We start from the raw sequence: 25,180 nt of genomic DNA on the forward strand, positions 1-25,180 counted from the left end.
TTACGATTCTGTAGATAGTATGGATTCTATTGATTGAGTTAATCAATTCAGGAAGTAGGTTTCCCAAATATCGCCCGCAAACAGTTTTCCGAATGCTGCCAGCGCTTCCGATTTATGGAGCAACCCATCCGCATGCAGGGCTTTCATAGTTGTCAGCTGTTGGGCAAAATCAGCGATTTCGATTTTTAGAATCCCTTTACCCAAAACCGGCGAAACAATACTATCGCCGTCATAGATGGTGATGAATAATGTAGTCAGGTCTTTCCACATATCAGGCCCCGGATCATCGAACACGTTTTTGGCCCCCTTGAAGAAATACACCTTGCCTTCTGGTGTGTGCATCTTCATGCTGTATTCCATGTACTTCTGCTGCGAATTGTTGGCATCGGCGATGAACAGATTGAACTGGCCTTCAGAAACCGTCATCGGCTTTGTAGACAGATGTGGGGCGATTACCGTCCCGGCCATACCCGCCAGGTGCGTAGGGTCGTTCAGAAACATGCCTACGTTCTGCACCTGGATAGTTAGTGTAAAGGCCATATACGAATTGTCGGCTCTGCCTTTATCTAAACCTGCCTGATAATCGTCTTTTTCATTCGCTGAAAAATAACCTTTCATCGTTTCGGTGAACTGGACACCAACGGGGGTCATGGCCGCTTCTTTGGCTTTCAGCGTCGGAAAATCGTAGTTGATCGACCAGCCATGTTCTTCGGCAATTAGCTTCACATTGCGTTCGGCAAAGCCCGAAATGGTCAGTAATGGATTGGTGCCCAACGAGCAGGGAATAATCGCGCCATCGGCTACGTACAGATTAGGATACAGTTCTGTCCCGGTCTGCCCGTGAAAAACCTGACCTTTGTGATCGGTTACGCCCATTTCGGCGTTGTCGCCCATAATGCAGCCGCCCAGCGGATGAACCGTAACCAGATCAAAATCAAATTCTTTAGTCCAGGTAGGATTCTTAACAAACGTGCCACCCAGAGCCTGCGTAGCCTTCTGTAGATTGTCATTAGCCTTCTGGAAAATTTTCTCCTTGCCTACCTCCGGCCAGTCAATGGTCAGGTCACCTTTTTGGCTGAGGGACATTTTACCACTATCATCGTCGTGGGTCATGATCAGATACGTCTGCGTATTGTTCAACGCACCATGATACGCTCCCCGAAACAGGCTCTCGGTTTCACGAGCTCGTTCTTCTACCCAATTCGCCAGGCCGGGTTGGCCATGCTGCCCTTCCAGGCGGGACGAGAAAAAGAGCATGGGTTTTACTAAGGATCGAATAGAGCCTGGAATACTACCTTCCTCAATGACCATACCATCTTCCAGTACTGGTTTACCACGGGCATCGATCACCGATGTAATGCACGGACCTACAGGTGCCACATCCGTACCATCTCCGTACCCAATACCGTTTATGGAATGATCTGTGTTATAACCAAATCCCAGCACATCGCCATTACCCGTAAAGCGGTCGCCTAATTTGGTCGAAAGTGAAAGTGTTCCTTTCTGAGCCGATCGAAGTAAGATCTCGGTACTACCTAAAGTGCCCGCGCCCAGGAATACCAGATCAGCTTCTACAAACAACAATGGAGCCTGAAATTTTTCGCGTCCCACGTTCATAATCTGGTAATACACCTGCCATTTCTCCCCCTGTCGTTCAATATGGCTGACGGCTACTTCACAGAAAATGTCGGTCCCGAAGTTGACGGCATCGGGCAGGTAGTTCATCAGGGTTGTATTCTTGGCCGACACGTTGCAGCCTGAGCAACAGTCCCCACAATTATTACAGGCTTGCTGAGCCACGCCAACATGGTTTCCTTCTGGCTTATTTTCAAAGTTGACGTTAATTGGCACGTAACTAAAAACTTCGCCCAGAGCCGCGGCCGATTTTTGATGAGCTACTGTTTTCGGCAGTTCAGGATAACCCGGCGTACCAACTGGGTAGCCCGTTGGTCGTAGCATTTCTTTCGCTTTGGCCATTCCGGCAAACAGGCCATCAAGGTCATTTTTTACAGCAGTTGGCCAACTACTCCGCTCAAAGACGCGCATTTCCGGTTCAATGGAAACGTTCGCATTGATGAGCGACGTCCCCCCTAAACCGCAGCCTTTTACGACGCTGATGCCATCACCAACATACACATCGAAAAGGCCGGTGTGATTACCAACATGGCCTTGTTTGGAATGAATCTGCAACTGAGGGGAGGATTCATCGAGTGTTCTGGGAAATTCACCAGGACGAATCTCCCGTCCTTTTTCCAGTAAACAAACTCGTTTACCAGCTCTGGCCATCCGCGAAGCGGCAATGCTTCCACCGTAACCTGAGCCAATAACCACTACATCATAAGCGGATTTTATATCGGCAATAGCCTTCGATAGTTTAAGCTGCATAGCGACTGTTTAGTTGAACAAGTGTGACTGTTTTATTTAGTCGAAGAAATCGATAGAAACAGCAACAAGGCATTCGTGTTCTTCGTAACCCACAGTCAAATAGGCAATAAATTCGCGCAGGACCATGAGGTCTTTAGGGAACGGTAAACAACTGATTTATAGAGAGTTTAAGGCCATATTGTAATAAAACTAAAAACTACATTTCGCTAAGATTAGTAACAACAAAAACCCATACCAACCGGTTGTCGCGCCTGAACAGCCGGTTGGTATGGGTAAAATTTTCAATTTGTCACACGAAACAAGCTACTGTTGTACCGTTTGTATCCCCTATTTGTACGCATTCATAGCTACAAAAGGGACAACACACTGACTACACGGTTTTTTATCTCGCAAGTTGATACAGGAGACTCCTTACATTGGTAACTTGACCCGTAAGCTGATCATAATCGAATGCTACTAATTGGCCAGCAGCTAACGTAGAAGGAAAATCATCACGGTCAATGGTAGAGGCTGAGAAAAGTGGTTTGGGCGATCCTCCATAGGCGCGTATCTGGCCTTGCCCCGTAGCTTCGTCCCAAAATACAACGGTGCCAAACATACTAATTAAAAGGTGAGGTGAGTACAGATAAAATGGATATAGGGCGAGCTTAATTTAACTAGTCAAATCAAACTCGCCCACATCCTGATTTTAGTTACGGTAGGTACTCTTATAGAAGTCGTTTTATATGTTGACTTCTGAATACAAAGTTCAGATGTTCTACCTAATCCGACTTCTCTATTCGTCCCAAATACATTTCTATTCGTTGCATCAAGTAAAAAAAAATCTCTCATTGGTGTCATAAAACCAATGAGAGAAGAGACAATATACTAGCAATCAGTTACTTTCTAATTTCGCTTGGGGCAGCCCTAAATTCTTCCTGAAATGAGGTAGAAAAATGGCTGGGATTTTTGTAACCTGTTTGCCAGGCTACCTCCGACACGCTGAGATCGGTTGTTTCCAGGAGGAATTTGGCTCTGGTAAGGCGGTAAGAGCGGATGAAATCGGAAGGCGATGTATCCATCAACGCTTTCATTTTTCGAAACAATTGGGAACGACTCATGCCAATTTTTTGGCAGAGTTGCAGTAAGCCAAATCCGTCATCGGCGAAGTTCTCTGCCACAATTTCTGTCACCTTTTGCACAAACGCATCCTCCAGTGCAAACGCATCTTCCACTACTTGTTCAATAACTGGTGCAGGTGCCTCTATGAGTTGTTTTTTGGAGAAATGGGCGATTAATCGCTTTTGTTTCTCCACTAGCATTGCCAGTTGCACCAGCAGTTCCTCCTTATGAAATGGTTTGGTCAGATAAGCATCCGCACCGCGTTTCAAGCCCGTTAATCTAGCGTCGGTACCTACTTTGGCAGTCAATAAAATGATGGGAATGTGGCTCGTTCGCTCATCGTTCTTCAAGACATCACAAACCTGGTAGCCATCTTTTTCGGGCATCATCACGTCGCTTATAATGATATCTGGTATACTTTCAAGGGCTTTTTCGATACCAATTTTACCATTATAAGCCACATCCACCTGATACAGTCCATCAAGACAGGACTTGAGATAAATGACGATGTCGGGATTGTCTTCGATTAGAAGAAGATGGGGGAGGGAAGAATGCTGGGTGATGATTGATGAATGATGAATAGACTCGTCGGGTAACAAGAGTGGGTGATTTGACGCAATCACCTCTATGACTGGGTCCTGTATTGACGCCCTTCGGTCACTTTCGGGGGCATTTCTTGTTACGGGTATGCGAATGGAAAACTCAGTTCCTATGCCAAGCTCGCTTTTCACGTTAATTTGGCCACCCATCAATTTGACTAATTCCTGCGTATGCGCCAGACCGATACCTGTGCCCTCGCCCTGACGGGTATGCGAGCCATCTACCTGATAAAAACGGTCGAACACGTGAGGCAGATCATTGTCAGCAATGCCAATACCTGTGTCCTGCACCTCAATGATCAACTGATCTCCAGCCTCTACCATGCGAACCCTAATGTCGCCACCCGATGGGGTGAATTTAAGTGCGTTGGAAATCAGGTTCGTTAACACTTGTTTTATTTGTTCAGGATCGTAATCCATCACAAGCGACTCCGAAGTCGTTACAAATCGGAGGGATAAGTTTTGGCTATTCGCGAACGTTTGAAATGATTCGGTAATGTAGCGCAGATAGGGCTCAATGTTGGCCAGTTGTACATTCAACTGAAACGATTTACTTTCAAGTTTGGAGAGGTCAAGCAACTGATTAACAAGGCGAAGGAGATTTTGGCTATTATTTTCGATAAGCCGGGCTCCTTCGTCAAGGTACTTTCCGGGTTGGCTCCGAATCTGCCCAACCATGCCAAGGATAACGGTCAGTGGGGTGCGAAATTCGTGGGTGAGATTCGTATAAAGTCGACTTTTAAACTGATCCAGCTCTTTGAGTCGCTGGGCCTCCTGTTGTTCCAGCTTCAATTCATTTTGGAGCAGCAAGCGTTTTTTCAAAAAAGAATAGATCCCATAAGCAATTCCTAAAAGCAGCAAAAAATAGATAAGATAGGCCCACCAGGTAGCCCACCAGGGCGGATGCACTACTACGGTCACAGCCAGTTCATTCGGGTGCCACCGTCCCCGACTATCCCGCGCTTTCACCCGGAAAACATATTCGCCACTAGGTAAACTGTTGAATCGGGTAAAATTAAATTTGGAAGGGGGGGACCAACTGTCCTTGTAGCCTTCCATCCTATAGCTATAAACGATCTCTTTGGGATTGTTATAATCCGTCAGCGCATATTCAAACGTGTATGACCAATCCCAGTAGTTGAGATGTAGTTCGGGCTTCCTGGCAAAAATGGTTTTACGCATAACAGAATCCTGCCTTTCATCCGTGTACTCAAACGAAGTCAGCACCAGTTGAGCCCCCCGATCCCGGTTGCGGTAAGCCTGCATTACCTCTTTTGGAAAAAAGGCATTCACCCCTCGCATGCCGCCAAAAAACATCTGGCCGTTCCGGGCTTTGAAGTAGGACTTCCGGTTAAACTCGTTGTGGGTCAGGCCATCTTCTTCTAAAAAATTGATGAACGTTCTGGTAGGGATATGGAACCGGGAGAGCCCATGATTGGTACTCAGCCAGAGACAGGAATCTCCCTCGGTCAAAAGACCGCAAATAAAGTTATTGGGCAATCCGTCATTAACGGTGTAGAGTTTGCTGTTGCCTTTGGCCGGGTCAACCTGAACAAGTCCAACATCTGTACCTAGCCAAAGCCTCCCGTTTCGATCTTCCTGAATAGTTGTGATACGGGAAATGGGTAAGCCCCAAGTCCTGGGGTCAAACCAGCGCTGTTTTTTAGTCGTCGGATCATATTGCAACAGTTTCCCGTTGAAGCTGAGCCATAATTTTCCACTTTTTTCTCCAGCCTGCAACGCTTCTGTCTTATTGACAATTTTCTCGGATAGTTCAAGTTCCTTACGCCAGCGAAGCCCGGTTGCCGATCTATCTAATCGAAATAACAGGTATTGAGTAGCCCAACAGAGGGTACCATGCTTATCTTTTGCGAAATAGCCATTGTCTCTAAACGGGGTTTCATAAAACGGGCTTGGTACATTGTTCAGCTCGCCCGATTTTGTATCCAGCAGTTGTCCCCCATTTACCCAAATTCGATCTCCTTCTGTGGAGAGATCGAATAAATTGAGGATAGTACTGGCTGAGTAATGTCGCTGCGACTGTTTGTGTGCCGGGTCGACGGCTACAATCCCATCGTAATACACCCCGTAGATTAGCCCCTTTGTATCTTCAGTGAAACCCCTAAAACTATAGTAGGCATTGGCTTTAGTAAGCCCAGTAAAATATGTGTCAAATGGGTACATCTTTGGCCTTACTTTCAGTAACCCTAATCTTGTATCGACCCATACAATTCCGGTTTTGTCTTGGAATACACTCCTGAAGTCATTCCGATTGGGAATCAGTATGTTCAACTCATCGTGAAAATTATAGAGGGTATCTGCCTGAGCATCATAGTAAACGAGATTTCGATCCTGGCCACAAGCCCAGATACTGCCATTTTTTTCCAGAATAAATCGCCCTAACGGATATTGACCTGGCGGTAAGAAACGGTTGGCCGGATGTGATACGAAGCGATTTTGAGCTTTCTCCAATCGATAAAAATGGCCACCTGCCTGAAGGATTAGCTCACCATCGGCCCCTAATTGAAAGGAAAGATTAATACAATCCTTGCAGATAGTATTCAGCGGTGTTTTAGCGATAATACCACCCAATTTATTCAACTTATACAGCGTGTCCTGATGGGCTAAGTAGGTATGACCGAAGTTGTCAATACCACACCAAAAATAGGCATTGCGCAAGTGAACAGACTTCGGGAATAGGACACGTTCAAATTGATTGTTTCGAAAATGCCATACGCCTTCTCCTCCTTCCCCTTTTACCACATTGTTCATCAGGATATTCTCTTTCCCGAATCGCTGCCAAAAACGAATTTCATCATTTTTGGAAAGACTATTTTCTAATTTTATAGATCGCCAGTTTCCTGTTTTTGGATTAAACAGAAATGGTAAATGAGCGCTCCAGACAAATAGCAATGAATCCTGCCAGGACATTACACCCAACAAGGATTCCTGGTTAGTGGCTAATTTCTTCGGGCTTGGGTACACCACAAAGTTCCGTCCATCATAACGATGAAGTTTACCATCATTCACAAACCAGATGAAGCCCTGATCATCCTGCGTGACCGAGGAGGTGTTATTTCCCGACAGTCCGTCGGCCGTCGTAAAAAATTCGAACGTTGCCTTTTGGGCTGTTGCACAAAGGGAGATAAGCAGTAGCAACGTGTAAGTCAGAACCGCCTTTTTCATTTATTTTTCTTCGGTGGGTATACTAGGAAATGCTCCTAAAACAATGCAAGGTGAAAAAATACCCAGATGATACCAAAAATAATGCCCCCCTAAGTAACTATAAATTTATAGTAATAAATCAGCCCAAAATATGTACTAGTATTTCCTGAAAAAATAATACCGCAACGGCTTTGTTAGCGGTTACGGTATTATTTTTTTCAGGAAATACGGGTGTTCTCAACAGAAATTCACTGAATATCAGGCATTCATGGCAGCTAAAGCGCCCGCTGGCGATGACAGTGACAAAGCATAGATCTGGGCCGTATTGCCCACGTGAATTTCATAGTCGTCGTTTTCCAGCGCACTAAGTAAATCATCGGCAACCACCGAGGGAGCAATTCCATTTTCGCCACCTATTGCCTGTGAGAAATCGGTATTGACCAGCGGAGGCATCAGTTCAAAAACTTTGGTTGTTGAGCTTCGTTCCAATGTAATTCGCAACGATTGCGTATACGAATGTAAGGCCGCCTTGCTGGCTGCATAGGTAGGTAACTTGTGATTCGGTGCGAAGGCTACGATAGATGATACATTGACAATAGCCGATTCTTCCTGCTTGTTTAACAAAGGCACCAGTTTTTCGGTAAGCCGGATTACCGACAGATAATTGGTGAGCATTTCTTCGCCCGCCTTTTCAAAGGCATTAGCCTCAGCCTCTAGCTTATAATAAAAGGCATTTCCGGCATTATTGATCAGAATGTTCAGCTTTGGGAAGTCAGTTTGCAAACGATCCACCAACCGGTTCACGTCTGCCTCATTGGTAACGTCAAAGGCGATAGCTGTTACGTTCTTCAGTTGAGCAGCCGCTTTTTGCAAACGCTCTTCGCTCCTACCCGTAATGATAACATGATTGCCTTTTTGATCGAACTGCTTTGCTAATTCAAAGCCGATGCCGGCACTTCCACCGGTAATTAGGATCGTATTCTGAGTCGTTTTCATTTGTATTGACTGTACTATATAAGAAGTTGATAACAGGCCAGCAAGTTGGTTTCATGTATATCTGCTGCGAGTCGATTGACCATAAAATACCAATCGGTATATTTTAGTTCAAAAAATTTTATGTTTTTAATTGAGTGATCAACAGTTCTACAGTTTTAAGGATTTTGACTAAGCTGGTCGGGTCGTTCGTTACTTTGGCAATCATAATCCCTCCTTCAATCAATGCGATCATCGATAAAGCGGTTTGCTCAGGCGAAACGTCTGCCTTAAACTCTCCAGCAGCTATGCCTCCGCGTAGTAAATCAATCAGTCGTTTCTTCCAGACCAGAATCGCCTTGGCGGCTTTATCTTTCAATAGATTATTGGTATCGTCGGCATCAACAGCTGTATTTAAAATAGGGCAACCTCCTTCAGGAAAGGAGATTCCATTAAAACTATGATAGACCTGTGTATACACGAGCAGCTTTTTATGGAACGAAGTCTCCTGATCGAGCCGTTGTTGAACTGCCCGGTTAATTTTGGAGAGGTTATAATCAAAACAAGCCAGGGCTACTTCTTCTTTACTGCCAAAATTCCCGTAAATACTCCCCTTGGTCAAACCAGTAGCTTCTGTCAAGTCAGATAACGACGTTCCAGCATACCCTTTTGTATTGAATATACCCGCCGTTGATTCGATAATGAACTGCCGGGTTCGTTCCGCTTTAGACAAATCGTTTTTCATAGCACAAATATACCTTTCGGTATATTTATTTAGTACCTTTGCCTGCTTTTTTTCACAAGGGCCAAATAATCTGATTACTGAGTTACCAAGTGGCTCAGTCCATACATAGAATCAACGATCATGTTACACCGAGTTGTTATTACAGGTATTGGCGCATTGACTCCCGTGGGCCACGACATTCCGACATTTTGGGAGAACGTAGTAGCGGGTCGAAGTGGAACCGCGCCCATCACGCACTTCGATGCGTCTTTATTTCGGACTCACTTTGCGGCCGAACTAAAAAATTACAATGCCTCTACCTATTTAAGCCATGCCGACATCAAGCGAACGGATCCCTTTACGCAGTACGCCTTGATTGCCTCCGATCAGGCCATCAAGGATTCGGGCTTTGACTTTACCAAAATGGACCCGTTCGATGTGGGCGTCATTTGGGGATCAGGCCAGGGCGGTATGGAAACGTTTGAACAGCAGGTAACCGAATATGTACAGGGAAATGGACAACCCCGGTTTAGTCCGTTCTTTGTGCCAAAGCTCATTGTCAACATGGCCTCAGGTATGATTTCGATCCGGAATGGCTATATGGGTATTAACTATACGACGGTTTCGGCCTGTGCTACCTCAAATACGGCGATCATGGATGCGTTTACGTATATCCGATTGGGCAAAGCCAAAATAATTATAACCGGTGGTTCCGAAGCCCCAATCACCCCCGCTTCGTTTGGTGGATTCAGTGCGCTGAAAGCCATGTCGACCCGGAATGATGATCCGGCTACGGCTTCGCGTCCTTTTGATGTCAGCCGGGATGGGTTTGTAATGGCCGAAGGTGCCGGGGCGCTGGTACTGGAAGAATACGAACACGCCGTTAAACGGGGTGCCACCATTTACGGAGAAATCACGGGTGCAGCCATGACGGCTGATGCCTATCACATGACAGCCACCCATCCAGAAGGCTTAGGAGCCGCCAAAGCCATGCAACTCGCACTGGACGAAGCCGGTCTGACCATTGCTGATGTCGACTACCTGAATACCCACGCTACGTCTACACCCGTAGGCGACTTATCTGAAATAAATGCGGTAGCGAAACTAACCGGGACCGAAAAAACAAAGCTAAAGATCAGTGCAACCAAGTCTATAACGGGCCATTTACTGGGAGCGGCTGGCGCTATTGAAGCAATTATTTGTTTGCTCTCCATGCGCGACAATGTCATTCCACCTACGATCAACACGACCGAACTGGACCCTGCCATTCCTTCGAATCTATCAATTGTGTTGCAGGAAACTATTTCTTCAGAGGTCCGAACAACGATGAGCAATACGTTTGGTTTTGGTGGGCATAATGGCACGGTTATTTTTCAAAAGGTGTAAGGTAGTACTATCGTCAAGTATCGCCTAAATGCCATGCACTGTAGCCGCCATATTGTCCACAGAGGCACAGAGATAACTCTGTGTTCTCTGTGGACAATAATTTTTCTGTTCTCGCTTGGCTTTGCCGAGTGAGAACAGAGTAGCTCAAGCAACAAAACGTTTTTTTACCGAAACGAAACCTTCCTCATGAATAGACCCACTTCTGTTCTACGCTTATATCGATCGGTATGCCTACTTGCCATCACGCTGATTTCGGGTCCAATGGCTCAGGCACGAATCATTCGCATTGAGATCACCAGCCGACAATCGCCAACGTTTGAAGGGAACGTATTCGGGAAAGTGGGCGCTTACGAAAAACTCCGGGGAAAAGCCTATGGCGAACTAGATCCAACCAATCCACAAAACGCACTTATTACCGATATCCGGCTGGCTCCCCGCAACGCAAAAGGTATGGTGGAGTACGCCATGGATATTTACATTCTCAAACCGATTAACCTCAGTAATGGCAATCATAGACTCTTTCTGGAAGTCAATAACCGGGGCGGCAAACTCTTCGGTGGCTTTAACAAAAGTAGTGGTGGCAATGACCCAACCACAGCCGCACATGCCGGTGATGCGTTCCTGATGAATCTGGGCTACACAATTGCCTGGAACGGCTGGGACCCATCGGCTGCTCCAACAAATAACAACCTGACCATCAACGTACCGGTAGCCAAAAACGCTGATGGATCACCTGTTACGGGGCCTTCTTACGAATACATTGTGTACGACAATGCGACGTCGGTGAATCATTCCCTTGCCTACCCTGCCGCAACCTTGACTAAAGCTCAGGCAACACTTACGGTACGCGATCACTTACAGAACTCCCCAACGATTATACCGGCAGAAGGCTGGGAATTTGTGAATGAGCAAACAATTCGGTTGCTCCCTGCCGGAACACCGTTTAAGCAGAGTGCCATTTATGAGTTCAGCTACACGGCTCGTGATCCGATGGTTGCTGGGATTGGCTTGGCCGCTACCCGTGATTTTGTTTCGTTTTTGCGCTACGCCACCGCCGATGATTTTGGAAATCCAAATCCATTAGCGAACGATATAAGGTATACGTTCTCCTTTGCTGTCTCGCAACCGGCTCGCTACCTGAATGATTTCCAAACGCTTGGTTTCAACGCCGATGAGAAAGGCAAACGCGTTCTCGACGGCATTGAAAACTGGCTGGGTGGTGGTAGCGGCATTGGCCTGAACGTTCGGTTTGCGCAACCTTCCCGGACTGAACGAAATCGTCAAAATCATTTATACCCGGAATCCAGTTTCCCCTTTGCGTATCCGGCTATATCCGATCCACTTACGGGAAAAACAGCCGGTAGAATCGCTGCCTGTTCGGCCAGCAACACTTGCCCCAAGGTATTCGAGGTCAATTCGGCAAATGAGTACTGGGTAAAAGCGGCTTCCCTCCTGCATACAGACACAAAAGGAAATGACCTGCCTGATCCCGAAAATGTCCGCTTCTTTCTGGTATCGGGGGCCCAGCATGGTACGGGAAACGCATCCTCGCGCGGACTATGTCAGCAGTTACAGAATCCAACCAATGCAGATCCGCTCCTGCGTGCGCTATTTATCGCCCTCGATGACTGGGTCACTAAAGGCATCGAACCGCCCCAAAGTGCCGTACCCCGAAAGGCAAATGGCACTGCCGTAATCGCTATTCCTCAACCCGGCTCGCAAACGGGCATCGTTCCACAAGCCAAACTCGGTTGGCCTACTATCCCTGGCGTGACGTATACAGGATTAATCACAACGCGCTACCAGCTCGATTTTGGGCCATCATATGCTCAGGGAATTCTGACAAATTATCCACCCACCCTAACCAACCGGCCAACCTATGTAAGTTTCGTTTCCAGGGTTGATCGGGATGGAAATGAAGTGGCAGGTATCCATTTACCATCTGTGGCTGTTCCTACAGCTACCACCACGGGTTGGGCTCTGCGTAGTGCCGGTTTTAGCGAAAATGAGGGCTGTGAAGGAGCGGGACAATACATCCCCTTCAAAGCAACCAAAGCTGAACGCATAGCAGCCAACGACCCCCGCCTATCGCTAGAAGAACGCTACCATACGCATATGAGCTACGTTAAGGCTGTTACGAAATCAGTTAACGACCTGGTTAAACAACGCTTGCTGCTACCAAACGATGCACAGGAAATCATCAAAAGTGCAGAAGCTAGTACGGTATTGAAGTAGCGAATTACTGAAGCTGCTTCGTTTTCTATCATTCCGACGCCAGGGGGAATCTCAGGCTTGATTAATGAGAAACGTTGAGATTTCTCGGCACGAGCCGCCCCGCTAAAGTCGGAATAACAGAAAATACACTAAAAACGAAACGTTCAAACAGCTTTAACAACCAACCCCTAAGCCCCCACCGGTGATTTCCGATACTCCGACGGCGTCTTCTTCGTATGTTGTTTAAAGAAGGTCGTAAAGTAGGCGGCTGAGTTGAAGCCGGTTTCAATCGCAATTTCGGCCATTGGCTTGTTGGTTTCCCGAAGAAAGTATTTAGCGCGTTTCAGCCGGATTTCAGTCAGGTAATCCATCACGTTCATATCCAGCAGGGCTTGCACTTTCCGGTACAGTTGCACCCGCGAAAGGCCCATTTCCCGACTTAACTTTTCAACCCCAAAAGCTGGATCGGTTAGGTTCTGCTCAATGAGGGCAGTGAGTTCGTTCAGGAATTTTTTCTCCTGTCGATTCCCCGATTGTGGCGAGAAATCGGACGCAAACCGCTGTTGCCATTTTTGGCGATTGATCAGGGTTGTGCGGAGGGTTTCCAGCAGATGAGTCGTATTGAATGGCTTGGTCAGGTAGACATCGGCACCGGCGCGGGTGCCTTCAATTCGATTTTCCATCTGTGCGTTGGCCGTTAGCAGTACAACCGGAATGTGCGACGTTCGCAAATCGGTTTTGATCCGTTGCGTCAATTCCAAACCATCCATCGCATCGACAGACGTACCCGACAACATAACATCACTAATAATCAGGTCAGGAATAATTTCCAGTATCCGATCCCATCCTTTTTCGCCAGTACTTTCGGCAACGACGTCGTATTCAGCTCCCAGGCGATTCACCAGAAAGTTTCGCAGCTCATCGTTGTCTTCAACAATCAGCAAGGTACCCATCTGTTTGGCAGGTAATGAAACGGGTTTCTGAGCTTCCACGTCTTCGTCTGCTTCTACCATAAACTGGTGCTGGAATAGGGGATTCCGACTGGTTGAGCCAACCATTTCCTCCGTTTCCAGATGCTGATTACCCAAAGGCAACAGAATCGTAAAGGTGGTTCCTTTGTCCTGCACCGATTGAACACTGATATCGCCCCGATGCAGTTGTATAAACTCCATCGACAGCGCCAGACCCACGCCTTTGGCCAGATTAAACGACTTGGTACCGCTATAAAACAAATCAAACGCGTGAGCCTGTTCATCAGGTGCCATTCCCTGCCCATTGTCCTGTACCTGAATACGCACCTGATTATCGAGCCGATCCAGACAGACATGAATCAGTCCACCTCTGGGCGTGTACTTAAACGCATTCGACAACAGATTGAACAACACCTTATCGAGCTTCTCGGCATCGAACCAAACCGGTTGAGCAGATAGATTCGTGAGTAGTTGTAAGTCTATCCGTTGCTTCTCAGCTTTCCGTCGGAAGTCCAGAACGATGTCACGCACAAACGTAACAATATCCTGCTCCGCTGTTCGTAACCGCTGTTTCCCGGCATCCGATTTCCGCAGATCAAGCATCTGATCAACCAGTCGTAACAGTCGATAGGCGTTTTTCTGCACCAGCGACAAGTTACTCCGAAGGTCGTGCTGACTAACGTTCTTCTTGCTCAACAAATCTTCAGTCGGGGTCAGGATCAGGCTCAGGGGTGTATTGAATTCATGCGAGATGTACGAGTAGAACCGCAGTTTTTCTTCTGTGGCCAAACGAGCCTGTTGCGATACCCGTTCAATTTCGTCTTTCTGTTCACGAATCTCTCCGTTCTGCTTTTCGAGCAGTTGATAAGCTCCCTGCTTCGTTCGGAACAGATACAAGGCCCAACCACCGAGTAAAATGGCAACAATCAGGCTACCCAGCGTGAAGTATAAGGTGTTTTTCTGCGACGTATACGTCTGATTCAAGTCATCGATACGCCGACTTTGCTTCTCAATATCAGCCTGTTGCTCCGTTACCTTATCGTTCTGGAGTTTCATAATTCGCACATTCGACGAATCGATGAGCGTGGTGGGCAGGCGGTTCTCGCGTTTGAAGGGTTGCTTTTGCAGGATAGCCAACGCCGTCCGAATGGCTTCCTTACCGCCCGTTGGGTATAATACCGTGGCTTTCAAAATGCCTCGCTCTACGAGATCAATGCCTTCATTTTTACCGGGCAACCCATCAACCCCGATAATTTTCACCCGTTGTTCAAGCCCCAAGTGCTGACAGATCGCGTGCGCTTTTAAGGCTGTTCGGTCGTTTTGGGCGAAAATAAGCTGAATCGTAGGCTGGGACTTCAATAACTGAGTGAGTTCTCCGGCAAACGATTGCTTATCCCAATCGCCTTCCAGCTTTTTCACCAACCGAATGCCCGGATGGCGGCTAATGGCTTCGACAAAGCCACGGTGCCGATCAATATCGGCCGATGAGCCCGGTGACTCGCCGATTTCAATAACATTACCCACCCCATTCAGGAGCGTATTGGCGTAGGCTCCGGCGGTACGGCCAACCTCAACATTGTCGGCTCCCACGTAGGCCATGTATTGATCGGAGTCGGTCCGTCGGTCCAGAATAATAACCGGAATGCCCTGCTGGTATGCTTTCTCAACGATGGGTGTAATGGGCCGGGCCGCGTTCGGCGATACAATGAGCAGATCGACATGCTGATTGATCAATTCCTGAATTTGCTCAACCTGTTTATCACTCTGCCCACCCGCGTCCTTTACCAGAAAATCAATTTCGGGACTAAACGATAACTCCCGACTCATATCCTCCAACATGGTTTTCCGCCAGGTGTCGGTTCCGGTACGTTGCGAAAAGCCAATCTGGTAAGTCTTTTTCTCAGGTGCAGTCTGACAACTGGCGAGCAGCAATCCTGTTAGGAATGCGAACAGACAGATTCGTTTCAATTTCTCAGTTACATCTATACGCCCCATCACTGAACGAATGGTTGTTAGCCAAGAGCGGAAATCATTCATGAGGCAGGCTGGAGACAAAGTTTGGGTACTGACCAAAGATAATGTATAAGAAATTGAATGCAAAAGCAAGGTTTGATAGCGCCAGGCTCCAGCCTGGTGTCATCTATTCCCCGGCCTCTGGCCGATGTAATCTGTATAGCTTTTCATATTCCGGCCAGAGGCCGGGGAATAGTCGGCACCAGGCTGGAGCCTAGCGCCATCGGGGGCCAAAACCCATATTATTTCCTAAAGAATCGCTTGGACAATTTACCGTTTCGATGAAAAATCAGAAGCACTATTTGTACTATACCAATAAAACTAAACTATTCTCACGTACAAATCTGTTATATAGTTGAGAAGAACCAATATAGGTCATCTCTTTTAGGTATTGATTAGTAATAAATTAATAGAATTATGAAATTATCACACGCGCTAAAACACGATAACAACGCTAAGGCGACGTGGATCAGTATTTGCACTTTTTCTCGTTTAAGCGTTCTTAGCTTTATTCGCCAAAATGCGTTAGCCTTCGAAAGTTATTCTCGCCTTTCGGCTCCATTTGGAGGCAGTATACGCCCTCAAATTTACTAGACTATCAATTCTGCGAGCCTGGGTACGTTTACCGGGGCTCCTCTAAACATGATAAAAATCATCAACATGACTGCGTTAGAAAAACACCTTGTTTCCGTACAACAAAAGCTGGAACACCTGAATGCCGAAGTGGCCACTTTGCTTGCCCTGACTGCCTCTGAGACAACTGTTGCCAGAATTACAGACGCCCAGGCTAAACAATCTGTCGGGACACTCACTGCCCATACGAAACCGGCATCCGTTGGTATCAATCGGTTTCGGCAGTTACAGCTCAATGACCAAGTTGGTGCGTAAAGTATCCGACTTACTTTTCACTCCGGCCCAAGGAGTATAGTTAAGGTACCCACCCGGCCCATTTGCCTATGAAATTAATACGTGTTGGAATTAGCCCTGCGGTTATTAAGGAACTCTGCCTAAATTGCCAACAGAATAAGCTAATTCAAACACGGATTTATGCAACAAAAAATACGTCGTGAAGACGCCCTTGAGTATCACGCCAAGGGCCGTCCCGGTAAACTCGAAGTCATTCCGACTAAAGATCATAGTACCCAGGCCGACCTATCGCTGGCCTACTCGCCGGGTGTAGCCGAGCCTTGTATGGCCATCTACGAAAACCGCGAAGACGTTTACAAATACACGGCCAAAGGCAATCTGGTCGCCGTAATCAGCAACGGAACCGCCGTTTTGGGCTTAGGTGATATTGGCCCTGAAGCCAGCAAGCCGGTTATGGAAGGTAAAGGGCTACTGTTTAAAATTTACGCCGATATCGACGTGTTCGATATTGAACTGGATACTAAAAACGTCGATGAGTTTGTGCGGATGGTGAAAATTCTGGAACCCACCTTTGGCGGTGTTAATCTGGAAGACATCAAAGCACCGGAATGTTTCGAGATTGAGGAACGGCTCAAGGCTGAACTCAATATTCCGATCATGCACGACGATCAGCACGGTACGGCTATTATCTCGGCCGCTGCGCTGCTGAATGCCCTCGAAATCGTTGGCAAATCGATTCAGGAAGCAAAAATTCTGGTTAATGGCGCGGGGGCATCCGCTATTTCGTGTACCAAATTATACGTGTCGCTGGGCGCAAACGTCGAAAACATCGTCATGTGCGATAGCAAGGGCGTAATCCGGGCCGACCGCACGGATCTCGATGAGCGCAAGAGCCTGTTTGCTACATCCCGCGATTTGTACACGCTCGAAGAAGCGTTTGTAGGTGCCGATGTATTTGTCGGTTTGTCGAAAGGCAATACAGTGAGTCAGGCTATGGTCCGCTCTATGGCCGACAACCCGATTGTGTTTGCGATGGCGAACCCTACTCCCGAAATTAGCTATGAGGATGCCCTGGCTGCCCGCCCCGATATTATCATGGCAACGGGCCGGTCGGACTATCCGAACCAGGTGAATAATGTACTAGGCTTCCCCTACATTTTCCGGGGTGCGCTTGACGTGCGGGCTACCGAAATCAACGAAGCCATGAAACTAGCGGCTGTTCGGGCATTGGCCGACATGGCTAAGAAGCCAGTTCCTGACTTGGTAAACATGGCCTATGGTACGGACAATCTGATGTTTGGCAAGGGTTATATCATTCCCAAACCGGTTGATCCCCGCCTGCTCGAAACGGTAGCACCCGCCGTAGCGAAAGCCGCCATGGATTCTGGTGTGGCTAAATACCCAATTACCGACTGGGAAGTCTATGAAAGCCAACTGGCCCGTCGGCTGGGGCAGGATACCCGCATCTCACGGGTCATTAACAACAAAGCGCGCACCAACCCAAAACGGGTCGTTTTTGCCGACGCCGAAAACCTGAAGGTACTGAAAGCCGCTCAACAGGTGAAAGACAGTGGCATTGCTTACCCCATTTTACTGGGCGACCAGGATCGAGTTCAGGCGATGATTACCCAGAACAATCTGGATCTGGGCGACGTGGTGATTATTAACCCACATGCGCCCGAACAACAGGGGTTGATTGAGCAGTTTGGTGAGTTATTCTACCAAAAGCGTTATCGTAAAGGGGTCAGTGCTTCCGATGCCCGCAAGCGCATGTATTCGCGTACCTACTTCGGTGCCATGATGGTGGAAACGGGTCAGGCCGATGCCTTGATTTCGGGCTTGAGCCATAACTACCCCGACACAATTCGACCGGCGTTACAGATCATTGGCAAAGAGTCGGGTGTTAAAAAAGTGGCGGGTATGTACATCCTGCTCACGAACCGTGGCCCGCTGTTTTTTTCCGACACAACCGTCAATGTGAATCCAACGGCTGAAGAGATTGTCGAGATTACAGAATTGACAGCCCGTGCCGTTGAACGGTTTAACATTAAGCCCCGGATCGCGCTGGTCACCTATTCCAATTTTGGCAGTGCTAAGGGCGAAGATGCCGATAAAATGCAGCAGGCAACGGAAATCCTCCAGCAGAAACACCCCGATATGGTGGTTGATGGGTCCATGCAGGCGCACCTGGCCTTTAATACGGATCTATTACGCCAGAATTACCCGCTCAGCAAACTGGTCGACGAAGGTGCTAACACGCTTATTTTCCCCAATTTGTCGGCCGCTAATATTGCTTACAACCTCATGCGCGAAGCCGCGGGCCCACGTTCGGTTGGTTTCGATGCTATCGGACCTATTCTGCTGGGCTTGCGCAAGCCGGTTTATGTGTTGCAGCTTGGCTCCTCAGAACGGGAGATTGTGAATATGGTAGCCATTGCCGTGGTAGAAGCGCAGGGCGTGAGTTAAACGCATTGCCTCATATACCTAAAGCAACTCTACCAAATTGCCTTTCCCTAACTACTAACTGCCGTTCAATCAAAGGTTTGTCCTTTCTGTTGAACGGCAGTTTAGTTTGCGAGCCTAAACAAACAAATACGTCTTTTTATGATTCGCTCATTCCTTTTCGTCACCCTGATTACCCTCATTGGAACCGCCTTCCGACCAACGCTTTCACCCAAATTTGCCAGTATTGCAGGCACCTGGAAACGGACCGGCATGTCTCTCGTTGAAGCAACGGGCAAAACTACGGATATGATGGCCCTGATGAACAGTTCCATGCCCTGCTCAAAGGACATTACCTATACATTTCTGGGCGATGGCCAGATGAAAACAATTGTTCCTGATGCCTGTGGCGCTATGAAAAAAACCATTGAAGACATGAGTGTCAACGGTAAATGGTCAATGAGCGGTCAAAAAGTGACGATTACAACAACCATGAAGGATATTCCACCGGCAACGTATGATGTTAGTTTTACGGGGGATACAATGACATGGGTCTTTAACTTTAGTGACAACCCGAAAGCCCCTAATCCAACCAAAGCGAAGCGAATGACCCTTATTTATCAGCGAGTTTAATAGATCGGCTACTCTTTAAATAGGGAAGAAATTAAGAAACGAAGGTCGAAGATGAGCCGCTAAGGCTGTTCCTCTTCGACCTTCGTTTTTAGACGTCGGCACTCTGTGTGGTTGACTAAAATTATATCTATCTTAACAACCTGATCATAAGCCTCCTAAACCTCTAAAAAAACTACATCCCATGAACCAACCGGGCTCATCTTCTGCCGTCAACAAATCTGTTCGTACCATTATCTATGCTGGTTTAGTAGCGGGTCTATTAGATGCCGTTGCCGCCATGACGATGCTTATCATCCGGGGGGGTAAAGATCCGGCGGCTGTTTGGCGGTATGTTGCCAGCGGGGTTTTCGGGAAAGAGGCTCTTGCAGGCGGAACCGATATGGTCGTCTGGGGCCTGGCTTTCCATTTCTTTATTGCGTTATCGTTCGCGGCCTTTTTCTTCCTGATTTATCCGCAACTACATCGGTACACCAGCCGTCCAGTTGCCATCGGTTTACTCTATGGTATATTGATTTGGCTGGTCATGAACCGGATTGTGCTCCCCTTAAGTAAGGCTCCCGCTCAGCCATTCGACCCAGCCAGAGCAGCTATCGGTATGGTAATTATTATGGTCATGGTTGGGCTACCCATCTCGCTCATTGTGAGCAGGCATTATTCAGGCAGGTAAAGCTTGTTTACGCATAGGTTGTTGTTTCCAGTAGGTCAGGCTTCGCCAGATCCACTCTAACGGGCCAAAGCGAAAGAACTGAAGCCAGATAGCACTGAATACCATATTGATAATCCAGACAACACCAACAACGTAATACAACTGATGATAGGGCAGCTTGCCAAAATTCCCCAGTCCATAGCCATTAAAATACAGCGTGCAGCAGAGCGTTTGTAACACGTAATTACTAAAAGCCATTTGTCCTACATTCGATAAAGCCTTCATCAACCAGGATACGAGTCCGGAGCGGTAAAGGAGTAGCAATAAACTGGCATGACCTATTCCGACCAGCGCTCGTTGAAGGTCATATCCCAAGGCGGGCGCAATCCATTGAGTATCGGCATAGAGAGCCGGGTTGGTTACCACTTGTTGAAGCAAGGACAAATCAACAGCACTTAACGGTATACCAATGCCGTAGCCAGCCAATAAGGTCAGCCAGTAAGTTCGGGTGGTTAATTTATTGGAAAAGAAGCCCCATTTAAACAAAGCCATGCCCAGTAGCATCATCGATAGCATATCCCAGATACCCAGATAAAGATACATCGAGTGAAAGCGAATATTCTCGGGTTCCAGGGTTTTATAGACGGTGCCATAGCCTGAGCGCATATTCTGATTAAACTCGGCAACCTCCTTAGGATCAGGGCGAGAGTTTTTAACCACTTTTTCCCAAGCTTCTTTATCTTTCTTTTGGGCGTCTGTCAGTTTTTTATGAGTTTTCTCAAGCGCGACCGTTTGCAGGTATTTCTCCCGTTTATCGCGCAATTCGAGTTGGCGACGTTCCTGTTTTATTCCCCCAATGGCAATACAAACCAGCGCAAAAATTAGTAACTGCCGGGGTTTCAGATTTCGGAAGGGAAACAAAAACAGGGCAGAGATCGCATAATCGAACAGGATATCGCCTACCCACATGAGCACATACTCATGAATTACCCCAAATAACACCATCCAAAGGAGTCGGCGGTAATACAAATCAGCGAACCCACTACTTCCAGAGGCTTCTTTGCGGCTTATGAAGATCAGGATGCCCGCCCCAAACAGCATCGAAAACAAGGCGCGCATCTTCCCTTCGAACAGAATGGTAATGAAGGTGAAGACCGTATGATCGGTAGTCCCCGGATGGAGTAGTGGTTCGGCTTCCAACTGAAATGACCGCCCGAAAAACGGAATATTCATCAGCAGAATACCCAGCAAGGCCATACCCCGAATGACATCGATGGTTTGTATCCGTTCGCTGAGGGCTATGGGTTGGGGCAATTCACTAAGTAGACTGTTAGGCCCAGTAGGCAAAGTAACGGTAGACTCCATCCGTCAAGAGGGTTAGGTTTATAATTGAGGGTAGCTACTCACATAAGCAACTGTAAATCAATTATCTAAAAATAAACCTTTTTATCTCACCTGGATAAGGAGTTTTCGTAAACGGTCGGAAATTGGTTATTCGTTATTGAGTTATTGGATTATGTTGAATAACCAGTAACTCAATAACAAATAATTCAATAACCACTACCGCCACATGGCGCCCGCCCGACGGGAATCGAGTTTGAGGAAAATAAACAGAAGTATGGAAAATGACCAGAGTGAGGAGCCGCCATAACTAAAGAACGGCAGAGGGATACCAATAACAGGCATTAACCCGATGGTCATACCGATATTGACCATGACGTGGAAGAAGATAATCCCGGCCACGCAGTAACCGTAAACCCTGGCAAATTTGGTGCGTTGTTTTTCGGCCAGAATTACGATGCGGGCCAGCAATCCGATAAACAGCGCGACAACAACAAGGCTACCGATAAAGCCGTGTTCCTCGCCAATGGTACAGAAGATAAAGTCGGTGCTTTGCTCGGGCACGAAATCGAATTTAGTTTGGGTCCCTTCCAGAAAACCTTTTCCCTGAAGCCGCCCGGAGCCAATGGCAATTTTGGCCTGCGTCACATTCCAGCCTACACCAAGCGGATCAATCGTTGGATCAACCAGTACTTTAATCCGGTTGCGCTGGTGTTTTTGCAGAACGTTGTTTACAAAAAAATCAACCCCCGCCACATACCCCATCATCATCAACCCAACCAGCCCCATACCGAGCAGATTAGGCAGAGTACGGTTGTAGCGCGGCATCAGCAGAATCACCAGTAGCAACAAAACAACAATACCCAGGAAGATGTACAACTTCGCAAATACCAGGGCCAAAATAAATAAAGTAGCTGCGGCCAACCCTACCGCCGGAATCCAGCCTGGCAACCCTTCCCGATAAAGCATAATGGCAAACGAGGCAAACACAAGCGTTGAGCCGGTTTCGTTCGAAGCCAGAATCAGAATACAGGGCAGCACAATGATTCCGCCGATGTAGAGCAGATCTTTTTGTTTGGTAAGATTGATACCCGGTACATCCAGGTATTTGGCCAGCGCCAGCGCCGTTGCCACTTTAGCAAACTCGGCCGGTTGAAGGGTAAACGATCCGAACTTAAACCACGACCGTGACCCATTGATGTTGCTTCCGAGAAAAAGTACCAGAATCAACAGCAAAATCATAAAGCCATAGAAGACAAAGGCAAACGTATCGAAAAAGGTGTGGTTGATAACCAGAACACAAATGATCAGTATCACGGTTGTACCAATCCACATTAACTGTTTCCCGGCATTGGTCGACATGTCGAACAGACTGGTATGGTCTTCCGGGCTGTATACAGCGGCATAGACATTGAGCCAGCCCATTGTTACACAGCCGAGGTACAGCAGCAGTGTGAGCCAGTCAATATTTTGAGCAAAGGGGTCGTTTTGGCGAGCCAAGTTTGTTATAGTTTATAGTTTGAGGTTTGTAGTTTGTAGTTTGAGGTTTGTAGTTGGCTGACACGCGAATTGTTGGTGCGTCAGCCAACTACAAACCTCAAACTACAAACCTCAAACTTATTGTTAGTTTCCGCTTACCGCTGGAACAACTACCGACTTAGGCTTGGCAGCCGTCATCAGAGCTTTTGGAGCAGGCGTTTTTTGCGTTGTGTCTTTTTTAGGAGTAACTGGCTTCTTTGCGCCAGGGAGGAATTGGGCAGGGGGCAGGTAATTCGATGCTTTTACTTGCGCATCTAATTTCAGGGCTTCAGTTTTACGCTTCAGATAACGTTCAGCCACTAAAGCAGCCACCGATGCGGCTGCTTTACCACCCCAACCTGCGTTTTCAACAAACACGGCAACCGCAATTTTGGGGTTGTTCATGGGTGCGAAGCCAATGAAAATGGAGTGGTCATATTTGTGTCCATATTTGGAATTCTGCGAGGTCCCCGTTTTGCCGCACAAGTCAATGCCGTCAATATTGGCTAATGGTGTTACAGTACCGTGAGCAACAGCACCCCGCATACCATCAATAACGGGTAAATAGTATTTGTAGTCGATCCCTGTTTCGTGGTGTTCAAGATACTCGGCTGGTAACCCAGCGCCCGGCTTACCAAAGCCCTTGATATAGTGCGGAGTAATGTACCAGCCCCGATTGGCAATCGTAGCGGCCAGGTTGACTAACTTAAGCGGACTAATCAGCAACTCGCCTTCGCCAATACTCAGCGAATAAACGTTCGAGAATTTCCAGCGTAATGCCCCATGATAGGCTTTGTCGTAATATTCGGGCGTGGGCAGGTTACCTTTTAATTCACTGGGCAAATCAACACCAAGGCGACTTCCGATCCCAAATTTCTCCGCCATATCGTGCCACTGTTTCAAGCCGATTGCCGAGGCCTTAAACGTATTATTGTCTCCGTTGAAGTAGAGAAATTTACGAAATACGTAATAGAAATAGGGGTTACAGGAGTTTTGCACCGCTCCTCGTAAGTTATTACCTCCGCGGCAGTGGCAACGCATGGGTGAGCCCCCATGTCCATACACAGTGTTGGGAAAAAGGGAGCCCTGTTGTTGGGCAATCAGTGCCTGAATCAGCTTGAAGGTTGATCCAGGCCGATAACTGGCCATAACCGGCCGGTTGATGAGTGGCTTATAGGGATTCTTTATTAAAGCCCGATAGTTTTTAGAGAAGAATCGGCTCGATAATAAATTAGGGTCATAAGTAGGTGCCGATACTGAAACCAGAATTTCACCCGACGAAGGTTCTACCGCCAGTACAGCTCCTACTTTATTCTGCATCAGGCTATCAGCATATTTTTGCACTTCGACATCAATACCCGTAATCAGATTTTGCCCCGCTACCGCCAGTGTGTCGAACTCGCCATTTTTCCAGGAGCCTTTGTTGACCCCCCGAACGTTCTGCATCATAAATTTAACGCCCCGTCGACCCCGTAACTGCTCTTCGTACTGTTCTTCTAGGCCGTTATGGCCAATGTAATCGCCTTGTCGGTAATAGATGATATCCTGATTCTCCAGCTGCTTTTTGCTGATTTCGCTCACATAGCCTAGTGCATTCGCCATGGTATGAGCCGGATAGGTGCGCATGGAGCTGATTACGGGCTCAAACCCCCGGTAATCGACCAGTGCGTCCTGAATCCGGGCAAAATCTTCCTTAGAAAGTTGGCGCAAGAACAGCGATGGTTTCACGGCCGAATAATTTTTAGCCAGGCCCATGATACTATCGAAATCAGAGGGCGTGATGGCCATCATCCGACAGAAAGCCGCCGTATCTGGAATACGGACCTGCTTGGGCGTGACGTAAAGATCGTAAACGGGTGTATTGTAAACGATTAGCTGTTTGTTTCGGTCGTAAATCTGACCGCGATACGGTATTTCGACAACCCGCTTAATGGAGTTTTTCGATGCCCCCAGCGAGTAGGTATCGTCTAAAACCTGTAGATAAAATAACCGAGCCAGATACGTTAATCCGACTATACAAAAAAGGCCAATGATGACCCACTTCCGATTCTCTAACATGAGAATAAATTCCGTTCAATCAAGCGAAGTACTCTATACAAAGTTAGGCGAATTATAATGCATAATGAACAATGTATACTGAAGAATGAAAGCAAATGCCATACTTTTAATATCCACTCGTCATTATACATTGTTCATTATACAT

The 25,180-nt window shown here is 47.3% G+C and carries 15 protein-coding genes; 6 read left to right on the forward strand and 9 right to left on the reverse strand.

Features of this window, described 5'->3' with window-relative positions; translation table 11 throughout:
* Positions 1-42: 42 nt before the first annotated feature.
* The 5 genes from ACYVGO_RS10845 to ACYVGO_RS10865 all read right to left on the reverse strand — a co-directional run bounded on the left by ACYVGO_RS10845 (position 43) and on the right by ACYVGO_RS10865 (position 8,967).
* The gene (locus ACYVGO_RS10845; protein WP_460969283.1) at positions 43-2,385 is read right to left on the reverse strand and encodes a GMC oxidoreductase; all 2,343 of its coding nucleotides are present in this window, start codon (positions 2,383-2,385) and stop codon (positions 43-45) included.
* A gap of 382 nt (positions 2,386-2,767) precedes the next feature.
* Positions 2,768-2,983, reverse strand: a complete 216-nt coding sequence (locus tag ACYVGO_RS10850; protein ID WP_460969284.1) for a S1 domain-containing protein — start codon at positions 2,981-2,983, stop codon at positions 2,768-2,770.
* Between the two features lie 280 nt (positions 2,984-3,263).
* Positions 3,264-7,271, reverse strand: coding sequence for a hybrid sensor histidine kinase/response regulator transcription factor (locus ACYVGO_RS10855; RefSeq protein ID WP_460969285.1), 4,008 nt, complete (start codon positions 7,269-7,271; stop codon positions 3,264-3,266).
* Positions 7,272-7,508: 237 nt separating this feature from the next.
* A complete protein-coding gene (locus ACYVGO_RS10860) occupies positions 7,509-8,246 on the reverse strand; it encodes an SDR family oxidoreductase (RefSeq protein WP_460969286.1) in 738 nt (245 codons plus the stop codon).
* Between the two features lie 118 nt (positions 8,247-8,364).
* Complete coding sequence (locus ACYVGO_RS10865; RefSeq protein ID WP_460969287.1) at positions 8,365-8,967, reverse strand: TetR/AcrR family transcriptional regulator; 603 nt, start codon at positions 8,965-8,967, stop codon at positions 8,365-8,367.
* 120 nt (positions 8,968-9,087) lie between these two features.
* On the opposite strand from ACYVGO_RS10865, the gene fabF reads away from it, so the two are divergent.
* The gene (gene fabF / locus ACYVGO_RS10870) at positions 9,088-10,332 is read left to right on the forward strand and encodes a beta-ketoacyl-ACP synthase II (RefSeq protein WP_460969288.1); all 1,245 of its coding nucleotides are present in this window, start codon (positions 9,088-9,090) and stop codon (positions 10,330-10,332) included.
* A gap of 186 nt (positions 10,333-10,518) precedes the next feature.
* Complete coding sequence (locus ACYVGO_RS10875) at positions 10,519-12,567, forward strand: alpha/beta hydrolase domain-containing protein (protein WP_460969289.1); 2,049 nt, start codon at positions 10,519-10,521, stop codon at positions 12,565-12,567.
* 167 nt (positions 12,568-12,734) lie between these two features.
* On the opposite strand, the gene ACYVGO_RS10880 is transcribed toward ACYVGO_RS10875, so the two are convergent.
* Positions 12,735-15,554: a hybrid sensor histidine kinase/response regulator transcription factor gene (locus ACYVGO_RS10880; RefSeq protein ID WP_460969290.1), complete on the reverse strand. Its 2,820-nt coding sequence runs from the start codon at positions 15,552-15,554 to the stop codon at positions 12,735-12,737.
* Between the two features lie 636 nt (positions 15,555-16,190).
* Here ACYVGO_RS10880 and ACYVGO_RS10885 point away from each other — a divergent pair.
* The 4 genes from ACYVGO_RS10885 to ACYVGO_RS10900 all read left to right on the forward strand — a co-directional run bounded on the left by ACYVGO_RS10885 (position 16,191) and on the right by ACYVGO_RS10900 (position 20,139).
* Complete coding sequence (locus ACYVGO_RS10885) at positions 16,191-16,418, forward strand: hypothetical protein (RefSeq protein WP_460969291.1); 228 nt, start codon at positions 16,191-16,193, stop codon at positions 16,416-16,418.
* Positions 16,419-16,577: 159 nt separating this feature from the next.
* Complete coding sequence (locus ACYVGO_RS10890) at positions 16,578-18,863, forward strand: NADP-dependent malic enzyme (RefSeq protein WP_460969292.1); 2,286 nt, start codon at positions 16,578-16,580, stop codon at positions 18,861-18,863.
* 138 nt (positions 18,864-19,001) lie between these two features.
* Positions 19,002-19,472 carry a lipocalin family protein gene (locus ACYVGO_RS10895; RefSeq protein WP_460969293.1) on the forward strand — a complete coding sequence of 157 codons (471 nt, stop codon included), beginning with the start codon at positions 19,002-19,004 and terminating at the stop codon, positions 19,470-19,472.
* Positions 19,473-19,653: 181 nt separating this feature from the next.
* Positions 19,654-20,139 (forward strand): DUF1440 domain-containing protein, encoded by a 486-nt coding sequence (locus tag ACYVGO_RS10900; protein WP_460969294.1) that lies wholly within the window; start codon positions 19,654-19,656, stop codon positions 20,137-20,139.
* Here the strand turns inward: ACYVGO_RS10900 and ACYVGO_RS10905 are convergent.
* The 3 genes from ACYVGO_RS10905 to ACYVGO_RS10915 form a co-directional block, all read right to left on the reverse strand.
* Entirely contained in the window at positions 20,128-21,483 is a 1,356-nt protein-coding gene (locus tag ACYVGO_RS10905) for a DUF418 domain-containing protein (protein WP_460969295.1), read from the reverse strand. The two genes, ACYVGO_RS10900 and ACYVGO_RS10905, sit on opposite strands and share 12 nt — an antisense overlap.
* 195 nt (positions 21,484-21,678) lie before the next feature.
* Positions 21,679-22,959 carry a rod shape-determining protein RodA gene (rodA, locus tag ACYVGO_RS10910; RefSeq protein WP_142771544.1) on the reverse strand — a complete coding sequence of 427 codons (1,281 nt, stop codon included), beginning with the start codon at positions 22,957-22,959 and terminating at the stop codon, positions 21,679-21,681.
* 123 nt (positions 22,960-23,082) lie between these two features.
* Complete coding sequence (locus tag ACYVGO_RS10915) at positions 23,083-25,035, reverse strand: penicillin-binding transpeptidase domain-containing protein (protein ID WP_142771543.1); 1,953 nt, start codon at positions 25,033-25,035, stop codon at positions 23,083-23,085.
* Positions 25,036-25,180: the final 145 nt, after the last annotated feature.

It is taken from the genome of Spirosoma migulaei (assembly GCF_054776855.1).

Bases quoted from the DNA above. Each gene is read 5' to 3' on its own strand.
- ACYVGO_RS10845 (WP_460969283.1), bottom strand. From the start codon at position 2,385: ATGCAGCTTAAACTATCGAAGGCTATTGCCGATATAAAATCCGCTTAT.
- ACYVGO_RS10850 (WP_460969284.1), bottom strand. From the start codon at position 2,983: ATGTTTGGCACCGTTGTATTTTGGGACGAAGCTACGGGGCAAGGCCAG.
- ACYVGO_RS10855 (WP_460969285.1), bottom strand. From the start codon at position 7,271: ATGAAAAAGGCGGTTCTGACTTACACGTTGCTACTGCTTATCTCCCTT.
- ACYVGO_RS10860 (WP_460969286.1), bottom strand. From the start codon at position 8,246: ATGAAAACGACTCAGAATACGATCCTAATTACCGGTGGAAGTGCCGGC.
- ACYVGO_RS10865 (WP_460969287.1), bottom strand. From the start codon at position 8,967: ATGAAAAACGATTTGTCTAAAGCGGAACGAACCCGGCAGTTCATTATC.
- fabF (WP_460969288.1), top strand. From the start codon at position 9,088: ATGTTACACCGAGTTGTTATTACAGGTATTGGCGCATTGACTCCCGTG.
- ACYVGO_RS10875 (WP_460969289.1), top strand. From the start codon at position 10,519: ATGAATAGACCCACTTCTGTTCTACGCTTATATCGATCGGTATGCCTA.
- ACYVGO_RS10880 (WP_460969290.1), bottom strand. From the start codon at position 15,554: ATGAATGATTTCCGCTCTTGGCTAACAACCATTCGTTCAGTGATGGGG.
- ACYVGO_RS10885 (WP_460969291.1), top strand. From the start codon at position 16,191: ATGACTGCGTTAGAAAAACACCTTGTTTCCGTACAACAAAAGCTGGAA.
- ACYVGO_RS10890 (WP_460969292.1), top strand. From the start codon at position 16,578: ATGCAACAAAAAATACGTCGTGAAGACGCCCTTGAGTATCACGCCAAG.
- ACYVGO_RS10895 (WP_460969293.1), top strand. From the start codon at position 19,002: ATGATTCGCTCATTCCTTTTCGTCACCCTGATTACCCTCATTGGAACC.
- ACYVGO_RS10900 (WP_460969294.1), top strand. From the start codon at position 19,654: ATGAACCAACCGGGCTCATCTTCTGCCGTCAACAAATCTGTTCGTACC.
- ACYVGO_RS10905 (WP_460969295.1), bottom strand. From the start codon at position 21,483: ATGGAGTCTACCGTTACTTTGCCTACTGGGCCTAACAGTCTACTTAGT.
- ACYVGO_RS10915 (WP_142771543.1), bottom strand. From the start codon at position 25,035: ATGTTAGAGAATCGGAAGTGGGTCATCATTGGCCTTTTTTGTATAGTC.